We start from the raw sequence: 21,951 nt of genomic DNA, 5'->3' as shown, positions 1-21,951 counted from the left end.
TTGGGTTAATTGATTTTAATATTTATAAATCCACCTGTGGTTAATATGTATAACGGAATAAATACCAATAAGGTAAATTACAGAGTTGATGACGTCCAGATATCTCGGCAATCCTGCAGTAAGAATGATAAAAATCAAAAAGGTTATTAGAATTATACTTGCGGATAAAGGCAGAAAATTTAATAAGTTGACATTTTTCTTTAGAAAACATATCAGAACCGTTGTTATTGAGATTACGAAAATTATTAAAAAAATTATTTTCCCGGGCAAAAATAGTAATGAAGCAAGAAGGCAGGTATTTAAAAAAATAAAGCCGATTGTTTTTATTAATTTTTTCTTGAAAAATTCTGATTTTACAATACTGATGAATCCATTTAATATTATACTTATAATAAAAATAAGAAAAAACCTGTTAGTTCCAAATGTGTTGTAAAATCTGTTAAAGAAGTTTGTAAACAATTTCCAGGGATAGTGAATGTAGAAGTTAATTATCCTTATGAATTCCGATGATTCGCTTAATCCATCATTGTTATAAAAACTGTTTTTGTCATAGTAATATTTAAAATTAAATGTTCCATTATCAACGTATTCGTTATTTGATGCAAGGAGTCCGCCGGTTTTACCCTGCGTCGAAATAAATACAAAATTTTGAGAAAGCAATGCACCTGAACCAATATCTAATGACAACCGGTTATGTTCTTTCACAGGTATTTCCATGCCCTCATGAATGGAGAAGTTCATAGTGACAGCCTCGGGAATGTTTTTTAATATAGGCATCAGAAAAAGGCTGTCTGCCTTTGATAATGGTTTTTTCTGCATTTCAGTTATTATAATATCCCTGCTTAGATGAATTTTTTTTGATTGTAAAGTGGCATATATAGACCAGGGAATTACAGGCAGTAAAAATGTTATAATAAAAACCAACAAATGCCCTAAATATTTTTTATAACGAAATTTTACATAGTAAAAAAGAAAATAAACAAAAAAGATAAAAGGCAAAATTATAAAAAATGAAGTTATCAGTAAACTTATTCCTGTTATAAATCCCAGGATGATAATTTTTTTGTACGAAGATTTGTTAAGGTATTTTTCTGTTGCAAATATTACAAAGAGTACAATTAAAAAAAGAACATTTTCATAACAAAAAGTTTCGGCATAAAAAGCATAGTTGAAAAGAAAAATTATTGCCGAGATGAAGCCGGCCATATACCCTTTATATTCCCAAAATTTGTAACCTAAATAAATTAAAAAGGTTGCTGAAAGAATTATAAAAAACAGTTGTGTATATTTAATAATGATTGGATTAATTCCAAAAATTTTATAAATAAAACCATATAAAAAAGAATTTCCCGGCGGCCTGAGAAGATAAGTGGCACCTGCCATCCGGGTGAACAGTTTATAATTAAAAACAACATTACCATCAAATTCATTAAATTTATACTTTTCAAAGTTTTCTATTCCGCCAAATTTTGGGAATCCTTGTTTGCAGGCAAAGTTGACAGCCACAGAGTGGTCAAAAATATTAGCAGAATCAAATCTGACACCGTTGTTGAACTTAAATTTTACACTAAAAAAAGCAAAAAATGAAACAAAAAACAGTAAATAAGAAATTTTTCTTAAAGCAACATGTTCAATAAGTATTTTTAACAAATGTGCGCCACTTTTTGATTTCGCTACTAATTTGTTTATAGAGAACCATCTGAATTTCCATAATAATAAAAATAAACAAATCACCAGGAGCAAAACCCATATTGTTCTTATTTTCCCACCCCATAAAAATATTGTCAGTGTCTTATAAAAACAATATTGCCGCGGCGAATAAAGCGAACTTATTTTAATAACAAAGTATTTTGATTCCCCGGGTAATACATTTAATTTAAATTCAGAAAGTGTTTTGTTGTTAAACCTAACAGTTTCTTTACCATAAATCAGTGAAATGCTTTCAATATTTTTAAGTTCCTGATAGGGTACGGCAACAATAATATCCTTTCTGAAGGAATATTTTTCACTGAATATATTATCACACAAAAATGTATCAATTCTGTAAATATTGTTAAACATGCCTTTTGAAAAGCAATAGACCTTGTCATTGATTAAAGGGTGCTTGCTATTGACAGAAATAAGTAGGGGCTTGAAAAAGAGGATTTCCCGTAACAAATAATTATTAATTAAAAAATAAACCGGTATAAAAAAAACAAGAGAAATAATTACCCAAAGCCTAGTTTTTTTATAGGGGATTTTCATAAAAAAATAATTGTCAGGATAGTTTAAAGTTATAAAATTATAAAAACAAAGCTGTTTACAAATGGCTTTGTACAAAATAAGTCCATAATGCAACCTATTTTTTCAATAAAAGTACTAATTTTGAGTGGCACATGTATGTGTAATGAGCTTTTTATTAATATTATATTGATCAGATTAGGATTTTATCGTGTTTATTTGGAAAATATATAATGATCTTACAAGATATTTCAGAGTAAGCGACTGGTGGAATCATATTGTCCCACCCATACTGGCATTTACTTACCTAAGCATACTTATTAATAATTGTACTCTTAAAGACAGTTATCTGAACCTCTTGTTTTTTCTGCTTTGTATTTTTGGTACGGCTGGGTTTGGTTATTTTTTAAACAATGTTTCTGATATAGAAGTTGATGCATCTGCGGGCAAAGAAAACACTGCCGCTATCTTGTCATTCTGGAAAAAATATTTACTGTTAATTTTATTACTGGCTATATCAATAATCCCTTTATTCTTCATTTACCCCCGATTAATAATTTTTTTTCTGTTTTTTTTTCAGTTGATATTGTTGATTGTTTACACATTACCGCCCCTTAGGTTAAAAAAAGCTATTTATGCAGGTCTGGCAATAGATGCTTTATATAGCAGTGTGATATTTTCTATTATCGGATTGCTCTTGTTTGCGGGTAAATCCCTATTAAGCAATAATTTCGTCATTTCTGTATTTATTCTTTCCGTCCTTATGTTTATTAAAGGTTTTCGAAATATTCTCTATCATCAGATTTCAGATGAAGAATACGACAGGAAATCAGGGTTCAGAACATTTGTTACTCAAAAAGGCCAAAAATATACTGTAAAATTAATATCCCGAGTATTAATTCCATTAGAGATTGTTGTTATTATCGTACTAGTTGTGTTTATTTCTTTTACCCTTGTAAAAAAATTTTATATTATTATACCATTATATTTGTTATACGTATTGATATCAGTCTTATTATTTAAAGTTAAGAAGAATAGTTTGTGGTATTCAGAATTACTGAACAATTTATATGCGGACCTGCTACCTTTATTTATTATATCATTAAGTATTTTCTTTGATAAATGGTATATTCTCCTGCTTCTTATACACTTTTTTTTATTTAGGGGGAAACCAATTTTTATTCTTGTTAAAAAGATTTTTTATATAGTGTTGATTCATTATTTATTTCATGGAGTCATAGTATGGCTTTATTACAAACTCTGTTGTAATGTTTATGCACAGAAATTTTATCGTTTTCTGGGATATAAAAAAAAGACATCATGATAAAAATCTTAAGAAAAAAATATCAGAGAATGCCGGGGGTTATTAAGGTTTTTATTATCAGGCTTATCAATGTTTATAATAAAGCACGTTTTGTTTTATCGTGGATTTTATGTAAAAAAATAAAAGGGGTATATACAAAAGAACTACTTAAAGACTACAATGACAGCAGGCCTTTTGGCCCTCATTCGCTGATGTGTTTTGCCCCATTTTCAAGTATGTTTTTCAGTGTTTTTGGTAAAGCATCCCCATGCTATGCAACATATTTTAGCGAACAATTGACGTACCCAGAATCAAGCATTAAAGAAATATGGAACGGAAACGGATTTAACCATATCAGACAACAGGTAAAGAACAACGATTTGTCGGATATATGCAGGTTTTGTCATATTTCAATGATAACGAAAAATTTTGGCAGTATGTTGTCGTTAAAGTATGACCATTATTCTTTTTACGGAAAAAAATATCCAAGCATCATGGAATTTGAGCTGGAAAATACCTGTAACCTTGAGTGTGTGATGTGCTCAGGTTTTCTTTCTTCTTCCATCAGGAAAAACAGAGAAAAGCTCTCACCTGTTGAAAAAAAGTATGATGAAAATTTTGTTAAACAGCTTGAAGAATATATTCCATATCTTAAGGTGGCTGAATTTACCGGTGGCGACCCCCTGCTTATAGATATTTATTATGATATTTGGGAAAAAATAATTGAAAAAAATCCGGCATGTAATATCTTGGTTACAACCAATGCCAATACTATGAACAAACGCTTCCGGGATTTAATGGAGCGATACAATAAATTTAGTTTTAATGTTTCTATTGACAGTCTTCAAAAAAACACATACGAATCTATTAGAGTGAATGGAAATTTTGAAATTGCAATGGAAAATATTTCATTCATTCATAATTATGTAAATAGAAATAAGACTACGATGAATTTTCTTGTATGCCCGCTACAATTAAATTGGAGCGAACTTCCCGAATTTGTCAGGTATGGTAACGAGCATGGCATTTGCGTTTATTTTCATCATGTGATTAAGCCTCCACAGCTAACGCTGAAAAGTATGCCAGCCGAAGAGTTGCAAAAGATATATCAATATTTGAAACAGTTTGAGTTTTCTGAAAATAAAATACACGAAAAAACAAACAAAGCAAATTTTAAAAACCTTACAGAACAAATTCATACATGGCATAACAAAGCTTCAGAGAGAGAAAAAAAAGAAAAAATATTTAGCGATTCACTGATGGGTATGAGTGAAAATGAGAAACGATTTTTCATGAGGGTTCGTGATTATTTTGAAAACAATAACGAAGAACCCGGCAAATCAGAAGAAAGATACTGTAAAATAGTTAAAAAAATAAACCTTACACTTGCTTTATTCCCGGATATTGATAAAGAAATTATTTATGAGCGATTGCTTCTTTTCCCGGTTGATGATGGGATGATAAATATTATAGAAATGAAAAAAGAAAGAGAACTAGCAGAGATGATAACTACATGGGTGATGTAAGATGAAACATTTTTTGAGGAACCGGATTTCAGAAAAAAGTAAAAACATATTGTTAAAAATCAATAAGACCTTTAGGCAAGGAGTAAATTTATTTGAAAGCTATCCTGTAAAAAAAGATGGGTTTCATCCTATTGATAAATGTTTGTATAAAGAGTATAATAAAAGGCGCAACCTGGGTTCCAGAAAATTATTTTGTTATGCTCCATTTACAAATATTTTTTTTAACACAGACGGTCAGGCTTTGACATGCTGTTTTAATCACACAGCTGTTTTAGGCACTTTTCCCGAACAAAGTTTAACAGAAATGTGGCAGTGCGCGGAGAGACAAAAACTTGCCAAACATATGATGCATAATGATTTGTCTTTCGGTTGCGATTATTGTTATTATCAAGTTAAAACAGGAAGGTATAATAATTTTAAGCCATGGACAAATGATTTTTATGCCAGCACCAGGCTAAAAAAATACCCCAAAATCCTTGAATTTGAATTAAGCAATCAGTGCAACCTCGAATGTGTGATGTGTACAGGGCGTGTTTCTTCTGCCATACGTAAAAACCGCGAAAATCTTGACTCAATCATTATACCTTACAACCATGAATTCGTAAGGCAATTGAAGGAGTTTTTGCCTTATGCAGAAGAAGCAAACTTTTATGGAGGGGAACCTTTTCTTATAAACTTATATTATGACATCTGGGATGAAATAATTAAAATAAAACCGTCAATAAAAGTTTTTTTACTAACCAACGGAACCGTTTTTAATGAAAAAATCCGGCATTATATAGAAAAAGGAAATTTTGTAATAGGCTTTTCTTTGGATGCACTTAATAAAGAGCTTTATGAAACAATACGTAAAAATGCAAACTTTGATGAGGTCATAGGGAATATTGATAAGTTTTTTTTTCTAAAAAGAAAAAGCAAATCTCCTTTTTCAATTAGTATAACACCTATGAATATAAACTGGCAGGAAGTTCCCGGCCTGATAGAATTTGCCAACATGAAAAAAGCTGTTGTGTATTTGAGTTTTGTGGAAAGCCCGCGCAGATATGCACTATGGAACTTATCGCCGGAAGCGCTTAAAGACATATTGCAATATTACAAATCATTCAAATTAAAAAATGACACCTATATTGAAAAAAGAAACCATGATTGCTTTACGGACCTGATAAGCCAGGTAGCATGGTGGATTGAGAATCCAGTAAACATAAGTTCCACTCTTTATGGTGTTTCGGAAGATGAGGAAACAGAAAAGAATAGTAATTTTACCTCTGCCAATGAAGTAAAGACTATAGTTGAAAAGAATCTGGAGGATTTATCAGGCAGGTTTCAAAAAAAAATAAACAGCAAAATACAAGAAATACATACTGTAAATAATAATTCCGGAACAATAAAAAGAGAAATAATTCTGTATAAAGTTGATAGTGTTTTAAAGCACTTTACCCGGGAGGAACAATTGATGATTTTAAACAATATGCACCTGATAATATTCGACCAAACCCTTTTAGAAGAAATTCAAAGAGAGCCCGTTGAAATATTATATGAAAAGATGCGCAGCTTGCTGGTTTATATAAAAAATAAGATATGAATGCGTATCGCTTTTTGTGGCTTCCTGAATTTATACAACGCATTTTGCTTGCATTGGTAAGGCGAAAAAATAAATTATTAGTTAATTTACATAAGCCAAATTATTCGGATTCTATAAAAAAATATCAATTGTGCAGGCCCTTAGGCCCTAAACCGGTAATTTGTTATGCTCCATTCAAAAGCATGTATTTTGGCATGAATGGAAAAGTGGTTGCTTGCTGCCTGAACCGTTCGCATGTTTTTGGGAGGTACCCTGAACAAAATATATCCGAAATATGGAACGGGCAAAAGATAAAAGAACTAAGAGATGTATTAAAGCATGCCGATTTGTCAAAAGGCTGTTTTCATTGTAAAAACAGAATAGATGATGGGAATTTTGACGCAGTGGAAGCAGCTCTTTTTGATGTAATTCCATTGAAAAATCACTATCCTGCAATGATGGAATTTGAGTTGAGCAATGAGTGCAATCTTCAGTGTATCATGTGTACGCCCGAATTTTCTTCTTCAATAGGGCGGGAGATGGGGAAAGCGGCGGCCGAAAAAAATATTTATGACGAAAACTTTGTTAGTCAGCTTGACGAATTTATACCCCATCTGGTTAAAGCGAAATTTTTAGGAGGAGAGCCTTTTTTGATTAAAGCATATTATAAAATCTGGGAAAGAATCATACAACTGAACCCCAAATGCATGTTGTTGGTTCAGACAAATGCGACAGTGCTTGACGACAGAATTAAATCATTACTTGAAAGAGGAAATTTCAGAGTGGGCGTTTCCATTGAATCAATAAGAAAAGAAACTCTTGAAAGGATAAGAAAAAACTGCAGCTTTGAAAAAGTTATTTCAAATATTGTGTATTTTTCAGAATATGCTAAGAGAAAAAAAACGCCTTTCAGTATTTCTGTGTGCCCTATGAGACAAAATTGGGAGGAATTACCAGAGATTATTGAGCAATGTAATACATGGAATGCGGGCGTATATTTTAATACAGTGTGGACTCCCGCAGGATGCTCATTATATCATATGCCATTGAAAGAGCTTATCGTTGTCTGGGATACACTCAAATTTAAAAAATTGCCATCAAATTCATTAACAGCAAAAAGAAATAAAATTCATTTTGATGATTTTGTAAAACAATTAGAGTCATGGGTAATTCAGAAGAGAGAAAAGCTTGAAAAAAACAAACAGGAATTTGCAAAATGGGAAGAGGATGGTATTTGGCTCGAAAAGACGGAAACCAACGAACTTGTTCAAAGCATACGGAACAAAATAATTCATTATTTTCAGCAAAATAAAACTGTTGAACAAAATGACAACGACAGCATTTCGCTGATAAAAAAACTTGATATGGTTATTGATGGCTTTCAACAGGATATTTACCTGAAACGTGCCATATATAAACTGAATGATTTTCCTGATGAGCTTATTGTTCAGGAGCTATTGGGTTCGGACATTGATAAATTAAAAGATGTTACTGAAAGCATAATTGAAGAGTGCAAAACCGATGAGATAAAAATAAAAAGTGAAATAAACGGGGATGTATAACAAATGAACGTGCATTTTGAACAGATATTAAAGAAACTTAAATTAAAAGCCCGGGGGTTGAACGATTATTGTGATGCGCCTTTGAATAATGTTTATTTCCGGATTGACGGGTTTGTGTTAATGTGTTGTTCAAATAACGAAGATATATTGGGAGTTTATCCTGAGCAATCGGTAAAGGAATTATTCGAAGGGGAAAAAAGGAAAGAAATTTCAGAGAGGTTCAGAAAAGGCGAAGTTTTAGGAGGTTGTTCATACTGCTATGGGAAATTAATGGAAGGGAATTTTCAATCTGCAATTTTTCAGGCATACAAGGATAATTTTAAACACTCCAACATTCCTGCATCTGTAGAATTTGAGCTTAGCAATCGTTGTAACCTGAAGTGTGTGATGTGCAATTCCCTTTTATCAGACAAGCACGAAGATAAAAGCGTTGTATCTAAAGAAATAATCTATGACCATAAATTTGTTGAGCAGCTCTTACCATACATTCCGTATTTGAAGCGGACAAATTTTAAGGGCGGGGAGCCTTTTTTGATAGATTTATATTATGATATATGGGAAGAGATTATCAGGCTTAACAAAAAAATTTCCGTTTCTGTAACTTCTAATGGCACTATTCTTAACGATAAAGTACGTAGTGTTTTATCCCGGACCAATTTTGATATCAATATATCCATAGACTCCTTTAATAAAGAACGCTATGAGCAAATACGGGAAAACGCTTCTTATAATGTTTTTTATAAAAACCTTCTTTATTTTATAGAATATACCAAAGAAAAAAACACAACATTTACTTCCTGCACATGCCTGATGACGAACAATTTTCAGGATATTCCCGAGGTATTCAATTTTGCCGATAAGCATCAATTTGGAATTTTTATCAATTATGTAGAATACCCGCTTCACCTTTCTCTTAAGTCTCTTAGCTCAAAAGACCTTGCCGATATTATTCGTTTCCTCAATAATAATGTTCCTTCGGCTATCAGCCCCGAAGGCAAAAAAAACCTGATTCTTTACCAGTCAATGCTGAAACAGATTCATACCTGGATGAACGACAAGAGAAAACTGGAAGAAAAGGGCCTGGATAAGCAAAACATTACAAACTTTGAAAACAGCGTACAAATGCTTATAGAAAGAACAGAAAAATATTATAATTCGTATTTTCATGAAAGGGAAAAAACCGGCTCAGCAAACCAGGCAATTTCACTAAGAAATCAAATTGATAAATTTAATGCCGTTTATAAAAAAACTATTTCATTTATTTCAAAAGAAAATGTTATTCAATATTTTCTTGAAACCAACGAAAAGGAATTTATAGATTTTTTTGAAATGAGTGAATTCCAGATAATAGAAAAAATAAAACAAAAAAACAATTCATTGGATACCGAAAGGCATTAGTATTATTCCAGAAAGCTTATTAAAATGATATGTTTCAAATAACAAATAAGAATAATTTCTACCTTGCTCAATGAACGAACTAAGCGGAAAAATAATATATACAACCTCCCGCTGGATTAACAGATGCAGGAACATATTTTATAATAAAAGGATGCCTGAGGATACTACAGGCTCACTTGACAAAAAAACCTATATTGATTTTAACAAAAACCGTCCCTTCGGGATGCTACCCAGGCTTTGCTATGCGCCGTGGGTTAATCTTTTTTTCAACACACAAGGAAATGCAATCGTTTGTTGTAAAAACACAAAACTAATCCTGGGAAACTATCCCGAAAATAACATCCATGATATATGGTTTAATAAAAAAGCAGAACTGTTGCGTACATCTATACTACAAAACGACCTTTCCTTGGGGTGTTATAAATGCAGAGAATCTATTCTACAAAAAAATTACAGTTCAACAACCGCCGTTTTTTTTGATAAATACGGTATGCTTCCGCTGAAAAAATACCCCAGAGTAATTGAATTTGAACTAAGCAATACATGTAATCTGGAATGTGTGATGTGTTCAGGGAGAGTGTCATCTGCCATTCAGGTGAACAGGGAACGTAAAGAAAGAATGAAATTCCCTTATGATGATACGTTTGTAAAACAATTGGATGAGTTTATTCCGCATTTGTCGGAAGCTAAGTTTTATGGTGGCGAGCCGTTTCTTATCCCTGTTTATCTTGATATCTGGGAAAAAATTATAAGCATGAAGCCCTCAGTATCTATGTATATTCAGACCAATGCAACCATACTTAATGACAGGATAAAACATATCCTCAAAAAAGGAAAATTTATGGTTGGTATTTCTCTGGATTCAATGAATAAGACAAATTATGAATCCATTCGAGTGAATGCAAACTTTGAAGATACCATGAGTAATGTCAGGTGGCTTGGAAACAACCTGAAAAATAAATCCGTTATTGCAGCGCCTTTCAGAAATAACTGGAGGGATATACCGGATGTTGTAAATTTTTGCAACAGCCATGACTTTTATTTTGACGTGAGTACAGTAATACATCCCAGGGAGCTAGCATTATGGAGCCTTCCAAAAGATGCACTAAAAGAAATTGTTTCGTATTATAAATCTGTTTTTTTTGATACAGGCAGGTACTTGCAGAAGAAAAACATAAAAGTTTTTGACGAACTTGTTTCGTCTGTTGAATATTGGTATCAATGCAAAGAACAAAATGAGTCCTTTGATAATGAGTTTTCCGTCCTGATCGAAGAACAGGAAAGCGTTTCCGAAAAAATCAGAACTGTCAGTGTTTTACAGATAAAGAAATCTGCAACAGAATATAAAAATCTTTTAAAGTACCATGGATTTTCCGAACAAGAACTCGAAGCATTTCTCAGTATCATTCATTTATCGGAACCTTTGAAAGAAAGCAAAATTCCAGAGGAACTTGTTTTATATTATCTTAATAAGGAAAGGGAGTCCGGCGAGGTAATCGGTTTTTTCAGAAAGTCAACAACTGAACAGCAACAGGAAGAATTATTAAAGATATTAAAAATAATTTCAAGGGAATACGAGATGTTGAATTAATTATTGCCTGCAAATACAAAATTAAATCTGTTTTTTTATAATTTTATATACTCAAGACAGAAATTATTATGAAATTTTCAAAAAAACTAAGCATCAGGGTAATTGTTGTGTTTTTTTCAATTTTTGCCATTGCCTTTGTTCTTGCTTATTTTTTATATCTCAGGAATATAAAGATTTATGAGCCTGTTACGATGAGTTTCCCGGGAATATCCTTGAAGGAGGCAAATAAAATCAAGGTTTATAGTATAACGCCACTTGACCGTAAAATTCCTTTCCCTTTTTTCGAACAACAAATACAATGGGTATGTACCTGGGGCTTTCATAAGAGAATTGAGGTGGAAATTCCGGACAGTCTATCAGGAAAGGCTTCTGTAATTGAAATATATATTAACCAGAATAAAAAAACACTTCAATTAAAAGACCTTAATTCATATGGCATCAGTGTTGGGTTGAAATATTATTTAATTCCCGGGTACATACAGGGAAGAACACCATTGTTTTCTGTTTTATGGTCGCTTACGCATTGGAAAGAATTTAAACCCGGAATAGTTATTCTTGCTGTGTTATTTTTTGTGATTTTAATTTTCTCTATTTTCATCAGGATAAAAAGTAAACTAAAGACGGTTACAAAAAATAAAGTTTACAGACAGGCTTTTAGAAATACATTCAACCGGTTTCTTCAAAAGCCATTGGAATTTACAAATTTGTTTTTTAGGACAGGCATTGTAAAATTTAAAAGTATGAAAATTACAAAAAAACAAATTTATTTATGGGTTAAAATCATCATCGTGTCTGTATTGATTGCATTCAGTCTGTTCTTTGGATATCTTTTTTTCAGATTTAATCTCGCCACACTTGTCACTTCCGTGCTTTTTATTTTGATGTGCGGGCTTTTTCTGTGGTTTTTAATCCGGATTATTACATATGCATGCAAAACTTCTGGAGCTGTAAAAGAAAAATGGTATTTTGCCCTGAGTATTTTAATTATACTTTGGCTGGCATTTGAGTTGTTTCTGAGGCTTGCCGGTATTAATAAAAGTTACAGTGAAAAAGTTGGATTATATTACTCCTCCGGCTTTATCGAATATGATATTAATAGCAAAGACCATCAGGGTTTAATGATACATTCTCCTTATCATTCTTATATTGACAAGCGGAAAGAATTTGCCTATGAAATGAAATGCAATTCCGAAGGATTAAGAGACATTGACCACCCTGTAAAAAAAGACAGTAACGAGTTTCGCATCATTTGCCTTGGCAATTCATTTACTGAAGGTATCGGCGCTCCTCAGGATTCAACATGGCCAGGCTTGCTCGGAAAAAGAATAAAACATATTTCCGGTAAAAAAATAACGGTTTTTAATGCAGGCATGTCAGGTTCTGACCCGTTTTTTCATTACGCACTGCTGGAAAAAAGGTTGTTGAAATATCAACCTGACCTTGTACTATTAACTCTGGGTTCTTCCGATTTTGAGTTTTACAGGTTCAGGGGCGGATTTGAACGTTTTACTACCGAAGGTGTGCGTTTTCGTGAAGCTCCCCGATTGGAACCCTTGTATGCCCTGAGTTATATTGTCAGGCTGTTTGTAAATGATGTTTTTAAATACAAAGAACTTTTATCTCCGTCTGAATATAAAGCCGACAGCATCAGGGCAAAAGAGGATACGGAAAATTGTATTTACAGATTTCACGAACTTTCTTTAAAAAAAGGCTTTACATTGATAGTTGTTTTTATTGACGATACGGGCACAGGATATGATTCCATTAAAAGTAAGTTATTGACGGAAAACAAAATCAGGGTTATTGACCTGTTTCAATACACTAAAGAAATTGAAAAAATAACTCCCTTAAACCATCATAAATATTACTGGCCTGTTGACGGGCATTGCAGGTCAACAGGCTATGAAGTCATGGCAAAAGGAGTGCTCTGGAATTTAGAAAAAATGGGAATTATAGATTCTCTTATTTGCAAATAATTCGTTAAAATCCGGCAAAAGTTTTTTGGTTTTTTATGATATAAATCAATGAAAGAATTATTTTAAATAAATAATAGTAACTTTGCTTTTTTAAAATTAAAACATTATAAAAACAATAGAAGCCCCCAGTAAAGGCTGGAAAAAGTTGAATTTAATAAAAGTCTGGCAGTATAGGTATTTGCTGACAAGTTTTACATTCAGGGATATCAAAGTGCAATATGCTCAGACCCGGTTTGGTATTTTATGGAGTTTTGTACAGGCGTCAACAGCCGGACTCATTATTTTTTTCTTTTTTGGATGGTTGTTTCAAGTGGTAATTCCTGAAAGTATTCCATATATTGTTTTTGCATATCCCGGAATGATGGCATGGTATTATTTTTCAACCATAATAAGTCAGGCAGGAACATCATTACAACAATCGCAACATATCATTAAAAAGGTGTATTTCCCAAAACTGATACTTCCTTTATCAAAATCGATGGTGGGACTCATAGAGTTTGCCGTATGGTTTATTTTTTACATTGCTATTTTACTTTTTTACCAGTACCCCCTTTCATACAAAACAGTTTTTTTGCCATTTGGAATTCTTTTAAATATGATTACCGGATTGAGTGTGGCAATATGGCTCAGCGCACTGACGTTTCGCTTTCGTGATTTTTATCATATTATACCTTACTTGATTGGCTTTGGAATTTTTATCACACCTGTTTTTTTCCCATCGGCAATGTTACCTCCCGGATATTCTTTTCTGGTATATGTCAATCCGATGGCAGGGGTAATTGCTTTTATCCGCTGGTGCCTACTTGACACCGCACTGGACATAAAATACCTCTATGGTATTATTCCCATGATATTGTTATTTATTTCAGGTTTATATTATTTTCGCCGGGTTGAAAACCTTATGGCCGATGTTATTTAATGGATTATGGAAGATTTTGCTATTCGGGTAACGGGGTTAAGTAAAAAATACAATCTTCAGAAAAAGGATTATGATTTTGCCATTGTTGACAGGGTCAGGCACATGGTAACAACAAAAAGTAAAAGAAAGGATATTTATCCCGGTGAATTTTATGCATTAAATGATATCAACTTTGAAATAAAAAAAGGAGAATCCATCGGGATCATAGGATACAATGGCGCCGGTAAAAGCACTTTATTAAAGTTACTGAGCGAAGTTGTGGTTCCGACTGAAGGGAAAATAGATATTAACGGCAGTGTGGCTTCTGTTCTTGAAATGGGAATGGGTTTTCATCCTGAATTAACAGGCAAAGAGAATATTTTCCTGAGCGGGACACTGATGGGTATCCCTAAGAGAACTATTGAAAACAGATTTAATGATATTATTGATTTTGCTGAAATTGGCAAGTTCGTTAATACGGCTGTTAAATTTTATTCTAGTGGTATGTTCATGCGCCTTGCTTTTTCGATAGCTGTGAACATCAATGCCGATATTTTATTATTTGATGAGGTATTGGCCGTTGGGGATATAGGGTTTCAGATGAAATGTCAGGATAAAATTCAGGAATTATCTGAAAAAAAGAAAACCATGATTTTAGTTAGTCATAATCTTTCTGATGTGCAGAAATATTGCCAACGTTTTATTTTACTCGAAAAAGGAAGAATTAAAGACCAGGGGAACCAGGAAGTTATTATGCGGTATTTTGAAAACACCCTGATAGAAAAAATTGAAGCGGATAAAGTATTTGAAACGGTTGATAAAGAGTATGAAATAAATGAGATACAAGATAAAACTGAAGCTCAGAACGAAAATGTTGTTATTTTTAAAAACGAGCAGATAAATATTACTGAACAACATAAAAAACTCCCTCCGCCCATTATTAATTGGGAAGACCCGGATGTCGCTCCACATAATAAATATCTTAGAATCATGAAAATATCAGCCAAAGCTTCGGGAAAAAATGTCGGTGACCCAATTAATATTGAAGATACAATAAATTTTGAAGTGGAATTCGAACGATTGGTAGAAAATGCTTATATTGGAATTTCATTAAATTGCCACTACATGAAACAATTACTTTTTATATCGACTCCTGACATGGAAGAGGATCTTAAACAAAACAAAGCAACGGGTTTTTTTCGTTCTACCATAAAAATCAAGCCCGATTTTTTAAATATAGGTATTTTCTCTTTTGGTTTTTATTTTACTACTTATGTGGGAGAATACGCAGCAAATTACATAGAAGTAAGCGATGCTTTTTATATAAAAATTGGGGTATTTATTGACGATCAGGCAACTGAAAAAAAGAAGACATTGTATTCCTCTTTTCAGTGCCCTATCAGGCCACGTTTGGAAAGATATGAGGAGCAAATAAATTGAATAATGAATTTACTTAAATGGATAACATCAGAAACATACAAAAATACATAGCCGAATACAAGTCTATCGATTATTCTTCTATTGCTGAAAAATTCTTTACCAATAATGAAGATATAATAATATGGAAAATTAACTCAGTATGCAATTTTAGATGTAAATATTGCACAGTTCCTTCTGATGTTGACGAAAGAAATTTTGACTTGAATACAATTAAAAAGAACTTTAACAGAGATAATAAAAAATGGCTGATTATTATTACTGGAGGAGAACCTTTTCTAAAAAAAAATTTTATTGAAATTATTAAAACCCTAACAGAAAATCATTACGTTCATATTAATACTAATCTTAGCACTTCCAATGTAGAAGAGTTTGCAAAAAAAATAAGCCCGCAAAATGTATATGGTCTTAATGTCGCCGCTCATGTTCTGGAGCGAGAAAAATATGATAAAGATTTTAAACAGTTTATAAAAAATATTAATTTATTACGAGATAAAGGATTTTCTTTATTTATCTCATATATTTTTCACCCTGAAATGATTGAAAGAATAGAACGGGATTTTGAACTTTTTGAAAAAGGCGGGGTGAATGAGGTTGTGCTGCGGCCATTCATGGGAACTTATAAAAACAAGGTATATCCGAATTCTTATACAGTCCGGGGATTAGAGATCTTGAACAAATATGGAAAACAAGAATATGAGTTAGGAAGCACGGTGGGGATTATTAGCTATAAAGACAATTGGTGTTTAGCAGGCAGAAGATCTTTTATGATTGATGAAAAAGGAATAGCATACAGATGTGAACCTTTATATAAAAATGGAAATACTGATTCCAATGGCAACTTTTTTGATGATAGTTTTATCCCAGATAAAAAAATTAAGAAATGCCCGCTGGAAGCCACCCCATGTCCTTTTCAATGCATCTTTTATTCAAAAAAAACACATAAATCTTTTTTTAGTTTTTTAAGCCACATAATTAAATGATGCTTGTTAATCTATAGTAAATTATTCAATAATCATGAAAAAAAAGCTTTTATTGATTAGCGTTGTTGACCAGGAAAGTTATGTGAAAAAAAATTTTGTGTCACCTGTTACCATTATTAAATTCTGGCAACCGATGGCATTGGGAATTATTGCAGAAATCACACCCGGGGATTGGGATGTGGAAATCATAGATGAAAATTTTGAAGTTTTTCAATATAAGGAGGCCGATCTTGTAGGGATATCTTCATACACTACCAGTATCAACAAAGCATATAGAATTGCACAACAGTATAAAAAAAATAAAATACCAGTAGTGATTGGAGGCATGCATGTCTCTTTTTTTCCCGATGAAGCAGAAAAATATGTGGATACAGTAGCTATTGGGAAAGCTGAAGGACTATGGACAGACATTTTAAATGATTTTAATAATAGCTGTTTAAAAAGAAGGTATTACAGTAATCCCGATGCCCAGGTTTGTTTTAGAGTCAATAGAAAAGTATTAAAAAAATATAACTATTCAATTGGAAACATATTAACATCAATAGGCTGCACCAATAACTGTGATTTTTGCAATATTCCGGCTTTTCAGGACTATAAAGTCCATTACAGGGATCTTGATGACACTGTAAGGGAAATTCAGGAATTAGAACAGGATTACTTTTTATTTGATGATGATAATTTTTTTGGGTCAACCGATAAACAAAGGAAAAGAGCGGTGGAATTGCTGAAAAAAATGATAGACGCAAAAATCAATAAAAAGTGGTGGTGCGTAACTTCTGTTGACATTTCAAAATACCCGGATGTATTATGGCTGGCCCATAAAGCAGGCTGTGTTATTGCTTTTGTTGGCATGGAATCCTTTGACCAGGATGAATTGAAGTCCTTTAATAAACATTCAAATAAAGAGTTTGCCCTCGATAGTTATAAAAGTGTTATTGATGTTTTTCATAAAAATAAAATTGCTGTCATGAGCAGTTTTATTTGCGGGGGAGATCACGAAACTCCAGAATCCATGATGCAAAGGGGGCTGTCGTTAAGGAAAACCAGGATAGATAATTTTATCTTACGCTTTTTAACGCCCTTGCCTAAAACACGCTTATACGAAAGGCTTGAACAACAAGGAAGACTTTTATACACTTCATTTCCCGAGGACTGGATTTATTATAACCTGGCAACCATAACTTACAAATCTGATCATGGTACTACCGATGATTTTTACCGGGCATACCAAAAAACTCATGAATTAATGTTTGCCCCTTATAAGGGATTGATAAAAGATCCTTTCAAGTACAAGTTTTTCCAGACTGTTATTTTAACTAAAAGTATAAGGATAGCTATTGATTCCCACGTTTTTTTATCATTTTGTATTGTTGGCGAATACCAGTCAAAATTCTGGAAAATATTATTTAAGTTCCGCAGACCGAAAACCAAGTTTAACTGGTAAATTAATAATGAGATCAAGGTATCCATATGAAAAAAAGACTGTTGCTTATTAATCCTATTAGTAGTAGAAAGATCAGTAGTTTTAATTTTACGCCTCCTGTTTCTCTGGGTGTAATTGCGGCATTGACCCCACAGGGCTGGGATATAAATATCGTTGATGAAAACATAGAAGCCATTAATGACTATAACTTTGATTTAGTTGGTATTACCACAAGCACAATGTTTATAAACAGGGCCTATGAGCTTGCCACAGTTTTCCGAGAGAGATCGATACCGGTTGTAATGGGTGGCTGTCATGCATCTGCCATGCCTAATGAAGCCTTACAATATTCTGATGCCGTTGTTGTCGGGGATGCGGAAAATGTCTGGCATTCATTGCTTGATGATTTTGAAAACAATAAATTGAAAGGTATTTATTGTAATCATGGGTCTAATTTCGATTTTGTTTCACCGGACATGAGTTTTTTTCGCAATAAATATTTTCTTAATGCAATTGAAACATCCAGGGGGTGCCACAACAATTGTTCTTTTTGTGTTACGAGAAGGTATAGAAAAGATTATAAAAGAAAACCTGTAGATATGGTTATCGACGAACTTAAATGTGCTGAAAGTTCGTTTGTTTTTTTTATTGATAATAATTTTTATGGGAATGATGATGAATATTTAATAGGATTATTTGAAGAAATTATTAAACAAAACATAAAGAAATCTTGGCTGACGGGGGTTTCTGTTGATTTTTTCAAAAATAGAGACCTGATAAAACTAGCATCAAGGAGCGGGATGAAAATGATATTTGTTGGTTTTGAGGTTGATACAAAGATTTCACTTAAAGATATTAATAAGAAAAATGTTTTTGATACTGACGATTTGTTTAATGAATATAAAAAAATCATTAGATCGTGCCACAAGAACAATGTTTTGGTTATCAGTAATTTTATGATAGGCCTCGAAAATGATACAGAAGAAAGGATATTAAAACGGGTTGAGACTTTTAAAAAATTAAATACTGAGATATGCTCGGGAGTAATTTTAACCCCATTTCCTAACACATATATCTATCAAAAACTTATAAAAGAAGATCGTCTTTTATATACCAATTTTCCTAAGGATTGGTCGAAATATCATTATACAAAAAGTCTTTTTAAACATAACAATATTGAAAATAAGAGAATTGAGGAACTGGGAATAATATGCAGGGATTCATTTAACCAAAGCATGATGAGCTTTTTCAAAGCCTTGTTTATTACAAAATCAATAAATGGGATCGTTCTATATTATTATTACTGTACTCATTTTGCCAATTATAAAAACACATTTATTGAAAACCTGCTGAAAGTGTACTATTTTTTTGGGCGTGTTAAACAAAGAGAGAAATCAAATTAATATCATTTTCTAATGCCTGATTCTATAAAAAAGAAAAAAGTTAATGTCATTTCGCCACGCTCAGGTTGTCCTATGAGGACCCTTGACGCATCGAAATTAAGAAATTATTTCAATTTGAATAATTATGAAGTAATTGATACAGTGGAGGGTGCAGATTATACTATTTTTGTTACTTGTGCAGTTACAAAAGCGGCTCTTGAGGATTCACTGAGTGTGATAGATGGAATTAAAAAAATTTCAGGAGAACTGATTGTCATGGGATGTTTGCCGGGCACAAATGAAAAAGAACTTAAAATGATTTTTTCGGGGGAAACAATAATGACCAAAAATATTAATGATATTGATGAATATTTCAGCGATTTCAGAATTAAGTTTCATCAAGTACCCGAAAGTCATTTATACGACCTGGAACTATACAACACATTTGCAGAAATAAATGATATTAAACCGCATTTTAGTCTTTTAAGAAAATATGGTTTTTCAAAATTATTTATCAGGCAAATTATCAGGCAGCAAGACATACAAAGATATATCAGAAAAAACATTGGCTTTAATTATTCAGATAAATGTTACTTGGTAATTTGTTCCGGATGTGTTAACAATTGTGCCTATTGTAATATTAAAAGAGCCATTGGTAAAATAAAAAGTAAGACGATTAAAAGTCTTGTTAAAGAATATTCTACATTATTAGATCACGGATATAGAAATTTTCATTTCATAGCGGAGGATTTATGCTCCTATGGATTTGATATTAACAGTTCCATAGACCAATTGTTGCTGGCCTTATCTGTTGTTGATAAAAAGCATATTGTGCGTTGGTCTTTACATGGATTGAATCCAAAATGGCTGGTCAAAAATCAAGACAAAATAATACCATTTATAAAATCCAAAAAAATAGTGGAAGTAACAGTTGCTGTTGAAAGTGGAAGCGACAGAATTATTGAACTAATGAACAGAAAGTATAAAATAATGGATTTGAAAAACACACTAAAATCATATAGAAAAATAAATCCGGGGTTTAGAATAAATGCTTTGTTTTTTGCAGGCTTCCCAACTGAAACAGATGAAGACTTTAATAAAACATTGGATTTTTTAAAGGAAATGAGGTTTGAAGACGTTACATTAAAAGGGTATTCTGAGCTGGAAACATTGCCCTCGGCAAAAATATTGCCTAAAATAACTGAAGAGACAATTCAAAAAAGGATTTTAATTGCAGAAGCACTTCTGCGGAAATTAAAAACCCCATATATCAGGTGATTATTTGTTTTTTGTAAATGAAGATATTTTAGATGTATAAATAACATGTGTTTTGCAAAAATATAAGTTGTTATTAATACACCCGTTCAACAGAGACCTGTTGAAAGTTGAAAGCAATTCTCTGAAAAGAGGATTAAGTAATTATGCTTTGTTTGAACCGCTTTGCCTGGGTATTCTTGCTGCATTAACAAACGAAAAGTGGAATGTAAAGATTTTGGACGAGTGCATTGAAGAACTAACAGAAACATCTACTTGTGAGTTTTATGACCTGGTCGCGATCACTTCTGATACCTGCACTATCCCGCGGGCAATTGAGATTTCAAAAATGTTCAGAGAAAAAAATATTAAAACTATTATTGGCGGCATTCATGCTTCAGTTAATATTGAAGAATCAAAAAAGTTTTTTAATATAGTTGTTATTGGTGAAGCAGAAATGGTGTGGCGTGAACTGATACATGATTATGAAACCAACTGTCTTAAAGAACTGTATAAAACGGATACGTTTTTTGATTTGAATAATGCTGTTTTACCCAGAAGAGATTTGTTTTCTGACAAATATGTTTTTTCTGTTGTTTATACATCAAGGGGTTGTCCAAGTAATTGCACTTTTTGTGCAGTTACAAAATTTTTCGGGAGAAAACAAAGACACAGACCAATTGAAAGTGTTATTTGTGAACTTAAAGAAATCAAACAAGGCAAAATGGTTTTTTTTAGTGATGATGACATTATTGGAAATTCAAAATCCGGATGGGAGAGAGCAAGGATGTTGTTTAAACAAATTATCGAGAATGATATTAAAATAAACTGGCATGCATTTGCTTCTATTGAAATAGCATATCATGATGATATACTCGAATCTGCGGCTAAAAGTGGATGCCGCTGGCTTTATATTGGCATTGAGTCAATTAATAAGTTGGTGCTTAAAGAAATGAATAAATCAAAAAACATTGTATCTAAAACAGCATCTGTAAATAAGCTTATAAAAAAAATAAATTCATATGGAATAATGGTTTATGGGGGGTTTATTATCGGAAATGATAATGATGATAAAAAAAACATTAGAAAGTTAATACGATTTATTAAATACTCTTTTGTCAATGGTTTTGCATTATTTGTGCTTACCCCATTGCCAGGCACCGATTTATTTCAAAAAATGTTATTTGAAAACAGATTGTTTTACAATAACTATCCCAAAGACTGGACTCGTTATAATCTTTCCGAATTGTCATTTACACCTAAACAGATAATGGCAGATGATTTTAATCAAGAATATAAAAGAGGCCAGTTGTTGCTAAATTCCCGATCAATAAAGTATATAAAGTTTATATTAACCCTATATACTACCAGGTCACTTGATTTAGCAAAAGAAATATATAATTTTTACAAATATAGTGTTAATGTTTAGAAACAAAA

Annotated in this window: 15 protein-coding genes; 14 read left to right on the top strand and 1 reads right to left on the bottom strand. The window is 32.3% G+C overall.

From position 1 onward, the window contains the following. Positions 1-15: 15 nt before the first annotated feature. A complete protein-coding gene (locus tag M0R16_05185) occupies positions 16-2,061 on the bottom strand; it encodes a glycosyltransferase family 39 protein (protein MCK9612276.1) in 2,046 nt (681 codons plus the stop codon). A gap of 370 nt (positions 2,062-2,431) precedes the next feature. Here M0R16_05185 and M0R16_05180 point away from each other — a divergent pair, with 370 nt between their 5' ends. The 14 genes from M0R16_05180 to M0R16_05115 all read left to right on the top strand — a co-directional run bounded on the left by M0R16_05180 (position 2,432) and on the right by M0R16_05115 (position 21,943). After that, positions 2,432-3,544, top strand: a complete 1,113-nt coding sequence (locus M0R16_05180; GenBank protein MCK9612275.1) for a UbiA family prenyltransferase — start codon at positions 2,432-2,434, stop codon at positions 3,542-3,544. Then, positions 3,541-5,049, top strand: coding sequence for a radical SAM protein (locus M0R16_05175; GenBank protein ID MCK9612274.1), 1,509 nt, complete (start codon positions 3,541-3,543; stop codon positions 5,047-5,049). The genes M0R16_05180 and M0R16_05175 overlap by 4 nt, the downstream gene beginning before the upstream one ends. A gap of 1 nt (position 5,050) precedes the next feature. Next, positions 5,051-6,631, top strand: a complete 1,581-nt coding sequence (locus M0R16_05170) for a twitch domain-containing radical SAM protein (GenBank protein MCK9612273.1) — start codon at positions 5,051-5,053, stop codon at positions 6,629-6,631. Beyond that, entirely contained in the window at positions 6,628-8,172 is a 1,545-nt protein-coding gene (locus M0R16_05165) for a radical SAM protein (GenBank protein MCK9612272.1), read from the top strand. Before M0R16_05170 ends, M0R16_05165 begins: the two co-directional genes overlap by 4 nt. 3 nt (positions 8,173-8,175) lie before the next feature. Continuing rightward, complete coding sequence (locus tag M0R16_05160; protein ID MCK9612271.1) at positions 8,176-9,570, top strand: radical SAM protein; 1,395 nt, start codon at positions 8,176-8,178, stop codon at positions 9,568-9,570. Between the two features lie 70 nt (positions 9,571-9,640). Further along, positions 9,641-11,161 carry a radical SAM protein gene (locus tag M0R16_05155; GenBank protein MCK9612270.1) on the top strand — a complete coding sequence of 507 codons (1,521 nt, stop codon included), beginning with the start codon at positions 9,641-9,643 and terminating at the stop codon, positions 11,159-11,161. A 68-nt stretch (positions 11,162-11,229) separates the two neighbouring features. Then, complete coding sequence (locus M0R16_05150; GenBank protein ID MCK9612269.1) at positions 11,230-13,137, top strand: GDSL-type esterase/lipase family protein; 1,908 nt, start codon at positions 11,230-11,232, stop codon at positions 13,135-13,137. Positions 13,138-13,282: 145 nt separating this feature from the next. Next, positions 13,283-14,056, top strand: coding sequence for an ABC transporter permease (locus tag M0R16_05145; protein MCK9612268.1), 774 nt, complete (start codon positions 13,283-13,285; stop codon positions 14,054-14,056). Between the two features lie 6 nt (positions 14,057-14,062). After that, the gene (locus tag M0R16_05140; GenBank protein ID MCK9612267.1) at positions 14,063-15,475 is read left to right on the top strand and encodes an ABC transporter ATP-binding protein; all 1,413 of its coding nucleotides are present in this window, start codon (positions 14,063-14,065) and stop codon (positions 15,473-15,475) included. Between the two features lie 17 nt (positions 15,476-15,492). Further along, positions 15,493-16,455, top strand: coding sequence for a radical SAM protein (locus tag M0R16_05135; protein MCK9612266.1), 963 nt, complete (start codon positions 15,493-15,495; stop codon positions 16,453-16,455). 34 nt (positions 16,456-16,489) lie between these two features. Further along, positions 16,490-17,899, top strand: coding sequence for a cobalamin-dependent protein (locus M0R16_05130; GenBank protein MCK9612265.1), 1,410 nt, complete (start codon positions 16,490-16,492; stop codon positions 17,897-17,899). Positions 17,900-17,925: 26 nt separating this feature from the next. Beyond that, a complete protein-coding gene (locus M0R16_05125) occupies positions 17,926-19,281 on the top strand; it encodes a B12-binding domain-containing radical SAM protein (GenBank protein ID MCK9612264.1) in 1,356 nt (451 codons plus the stop codon). A gap of 12 nt (positions 19,282-19,293) precedes the next feature. Further along, positions 19,294-20,538 carry a radical SAM protein gene (locus tag M0R16_05120; GenBank protein ID MCK9612263.1) on the top strand — a complete coding sequence of 415 codons (1,245 nt, stop codon included), beginning with the start codon at positions 19,294-19,296 and terminating at the stop codon, positions 20,536-20,538. Between the two features lie 67 nt (positions 20,539-20,605). After that, positions 20,606-21,943, top strand: a complete 1,338-nt coding sequence (locus M0R16_05115; GenBank protein MCK9612262.1) for a B12-binding domain-containing radical SAM protein — start codon at positions 20,606-20,608, stop codon at positions 21,941-21,943. Positions 21,944-21,951 lie beyond the last annotated feature (8 nt).

This window comes from Bacteroidales bacterium (assembly GCA_023228145.1).
Classification (GTDB): domain Bacteria; phylum Bacteroidota; class Bacteroidia; order Bacteroidales; family CAIWKO01; genus CAIWKO01.
The sequence above is the reverse complement of the archived record's forward strand: the minus strand, read 5'-3'. Positions and strand labels throughout refer to the sequence as shown.

Coding starts and splice junctions, on each gene's coding strand:
- M0R16_05185 (MCK9612276.1), bottom strand. CDS start 2,061: ATGTTTAACAATATTTACAGAATTGATACATTTTTGTGTGATAATATA.
- M0R16_05125 (MCK9612264.1), top strand. CDS start 17,926: ATGAAAAAAAGACTGTTGCTTATTAATCCTATTAGTAGTAGAAAGATC.
- M0R16_05165 (MCK9612272.1), top strand. CDS start 6,628: ATGAATGCGTATCGCTTTTTGTGGCTTCCTGAATTTATACAACGCATT.
- M0R16_05140 (MCK9612267.1), top strand. CDS start 14,063: ATGGAAGATTTTGCTATTCGGGTAACGGGGTTAAGTAAAAAATACAAT.
- M0R16_05150 (MCK9612269.1), top strand. CDS start 11,230: ATGAAATTTTCAAAAAAACTAAGCATCAGGGTAATTGTTGTGTTTTTT.
- M0R16_05120 (MCK9612263.1), top strand. CDS start 19,294: ATGCCTGATTCTATAAAAAAGAAAAAAGTTAATGTCATTTCGCCACGC.
- M0R16_05135 (MCK9612266.1), top strand. CDS start 15,493: ATGGATAACATCAGAAACATACAAAAATACATAGCCGAATACAAGTCT.
- M0R16_05155 (MCK9612270.1), top strand. CDS start 9,641: ATGAACGAACTAAGCGGAAAAATAATATATACAACCTCCCGCTGGATT.
- M0R16_05175 (MCK9612274.1), top strand. CDS start 3,541: ATGATAAAAATCTTAAGAAAAAAATATCAGAGAATGCCGGGGGTTATT.
- M0R16_05130 (MCK9612265.1), top strand. CDS start 16,490: ATGAAAAAAAAGCTTTTATTGATTAGCGTTGTTGACCAGGAAAGTTAT.
- M0R16_05170 (MCK9612273.1), top strand. CDS start 5,051: ATGAAACATTTTTTGAGGAACCGGATTTCAGAAAAAAGTAAAAACATA.
- M0R16_05160 (MCK9612271.1), top strand. CDS start 8,176: ATGAACGTGCATTTTGAACAGATATTAAAGAAACTTAAATTAAAAGCC.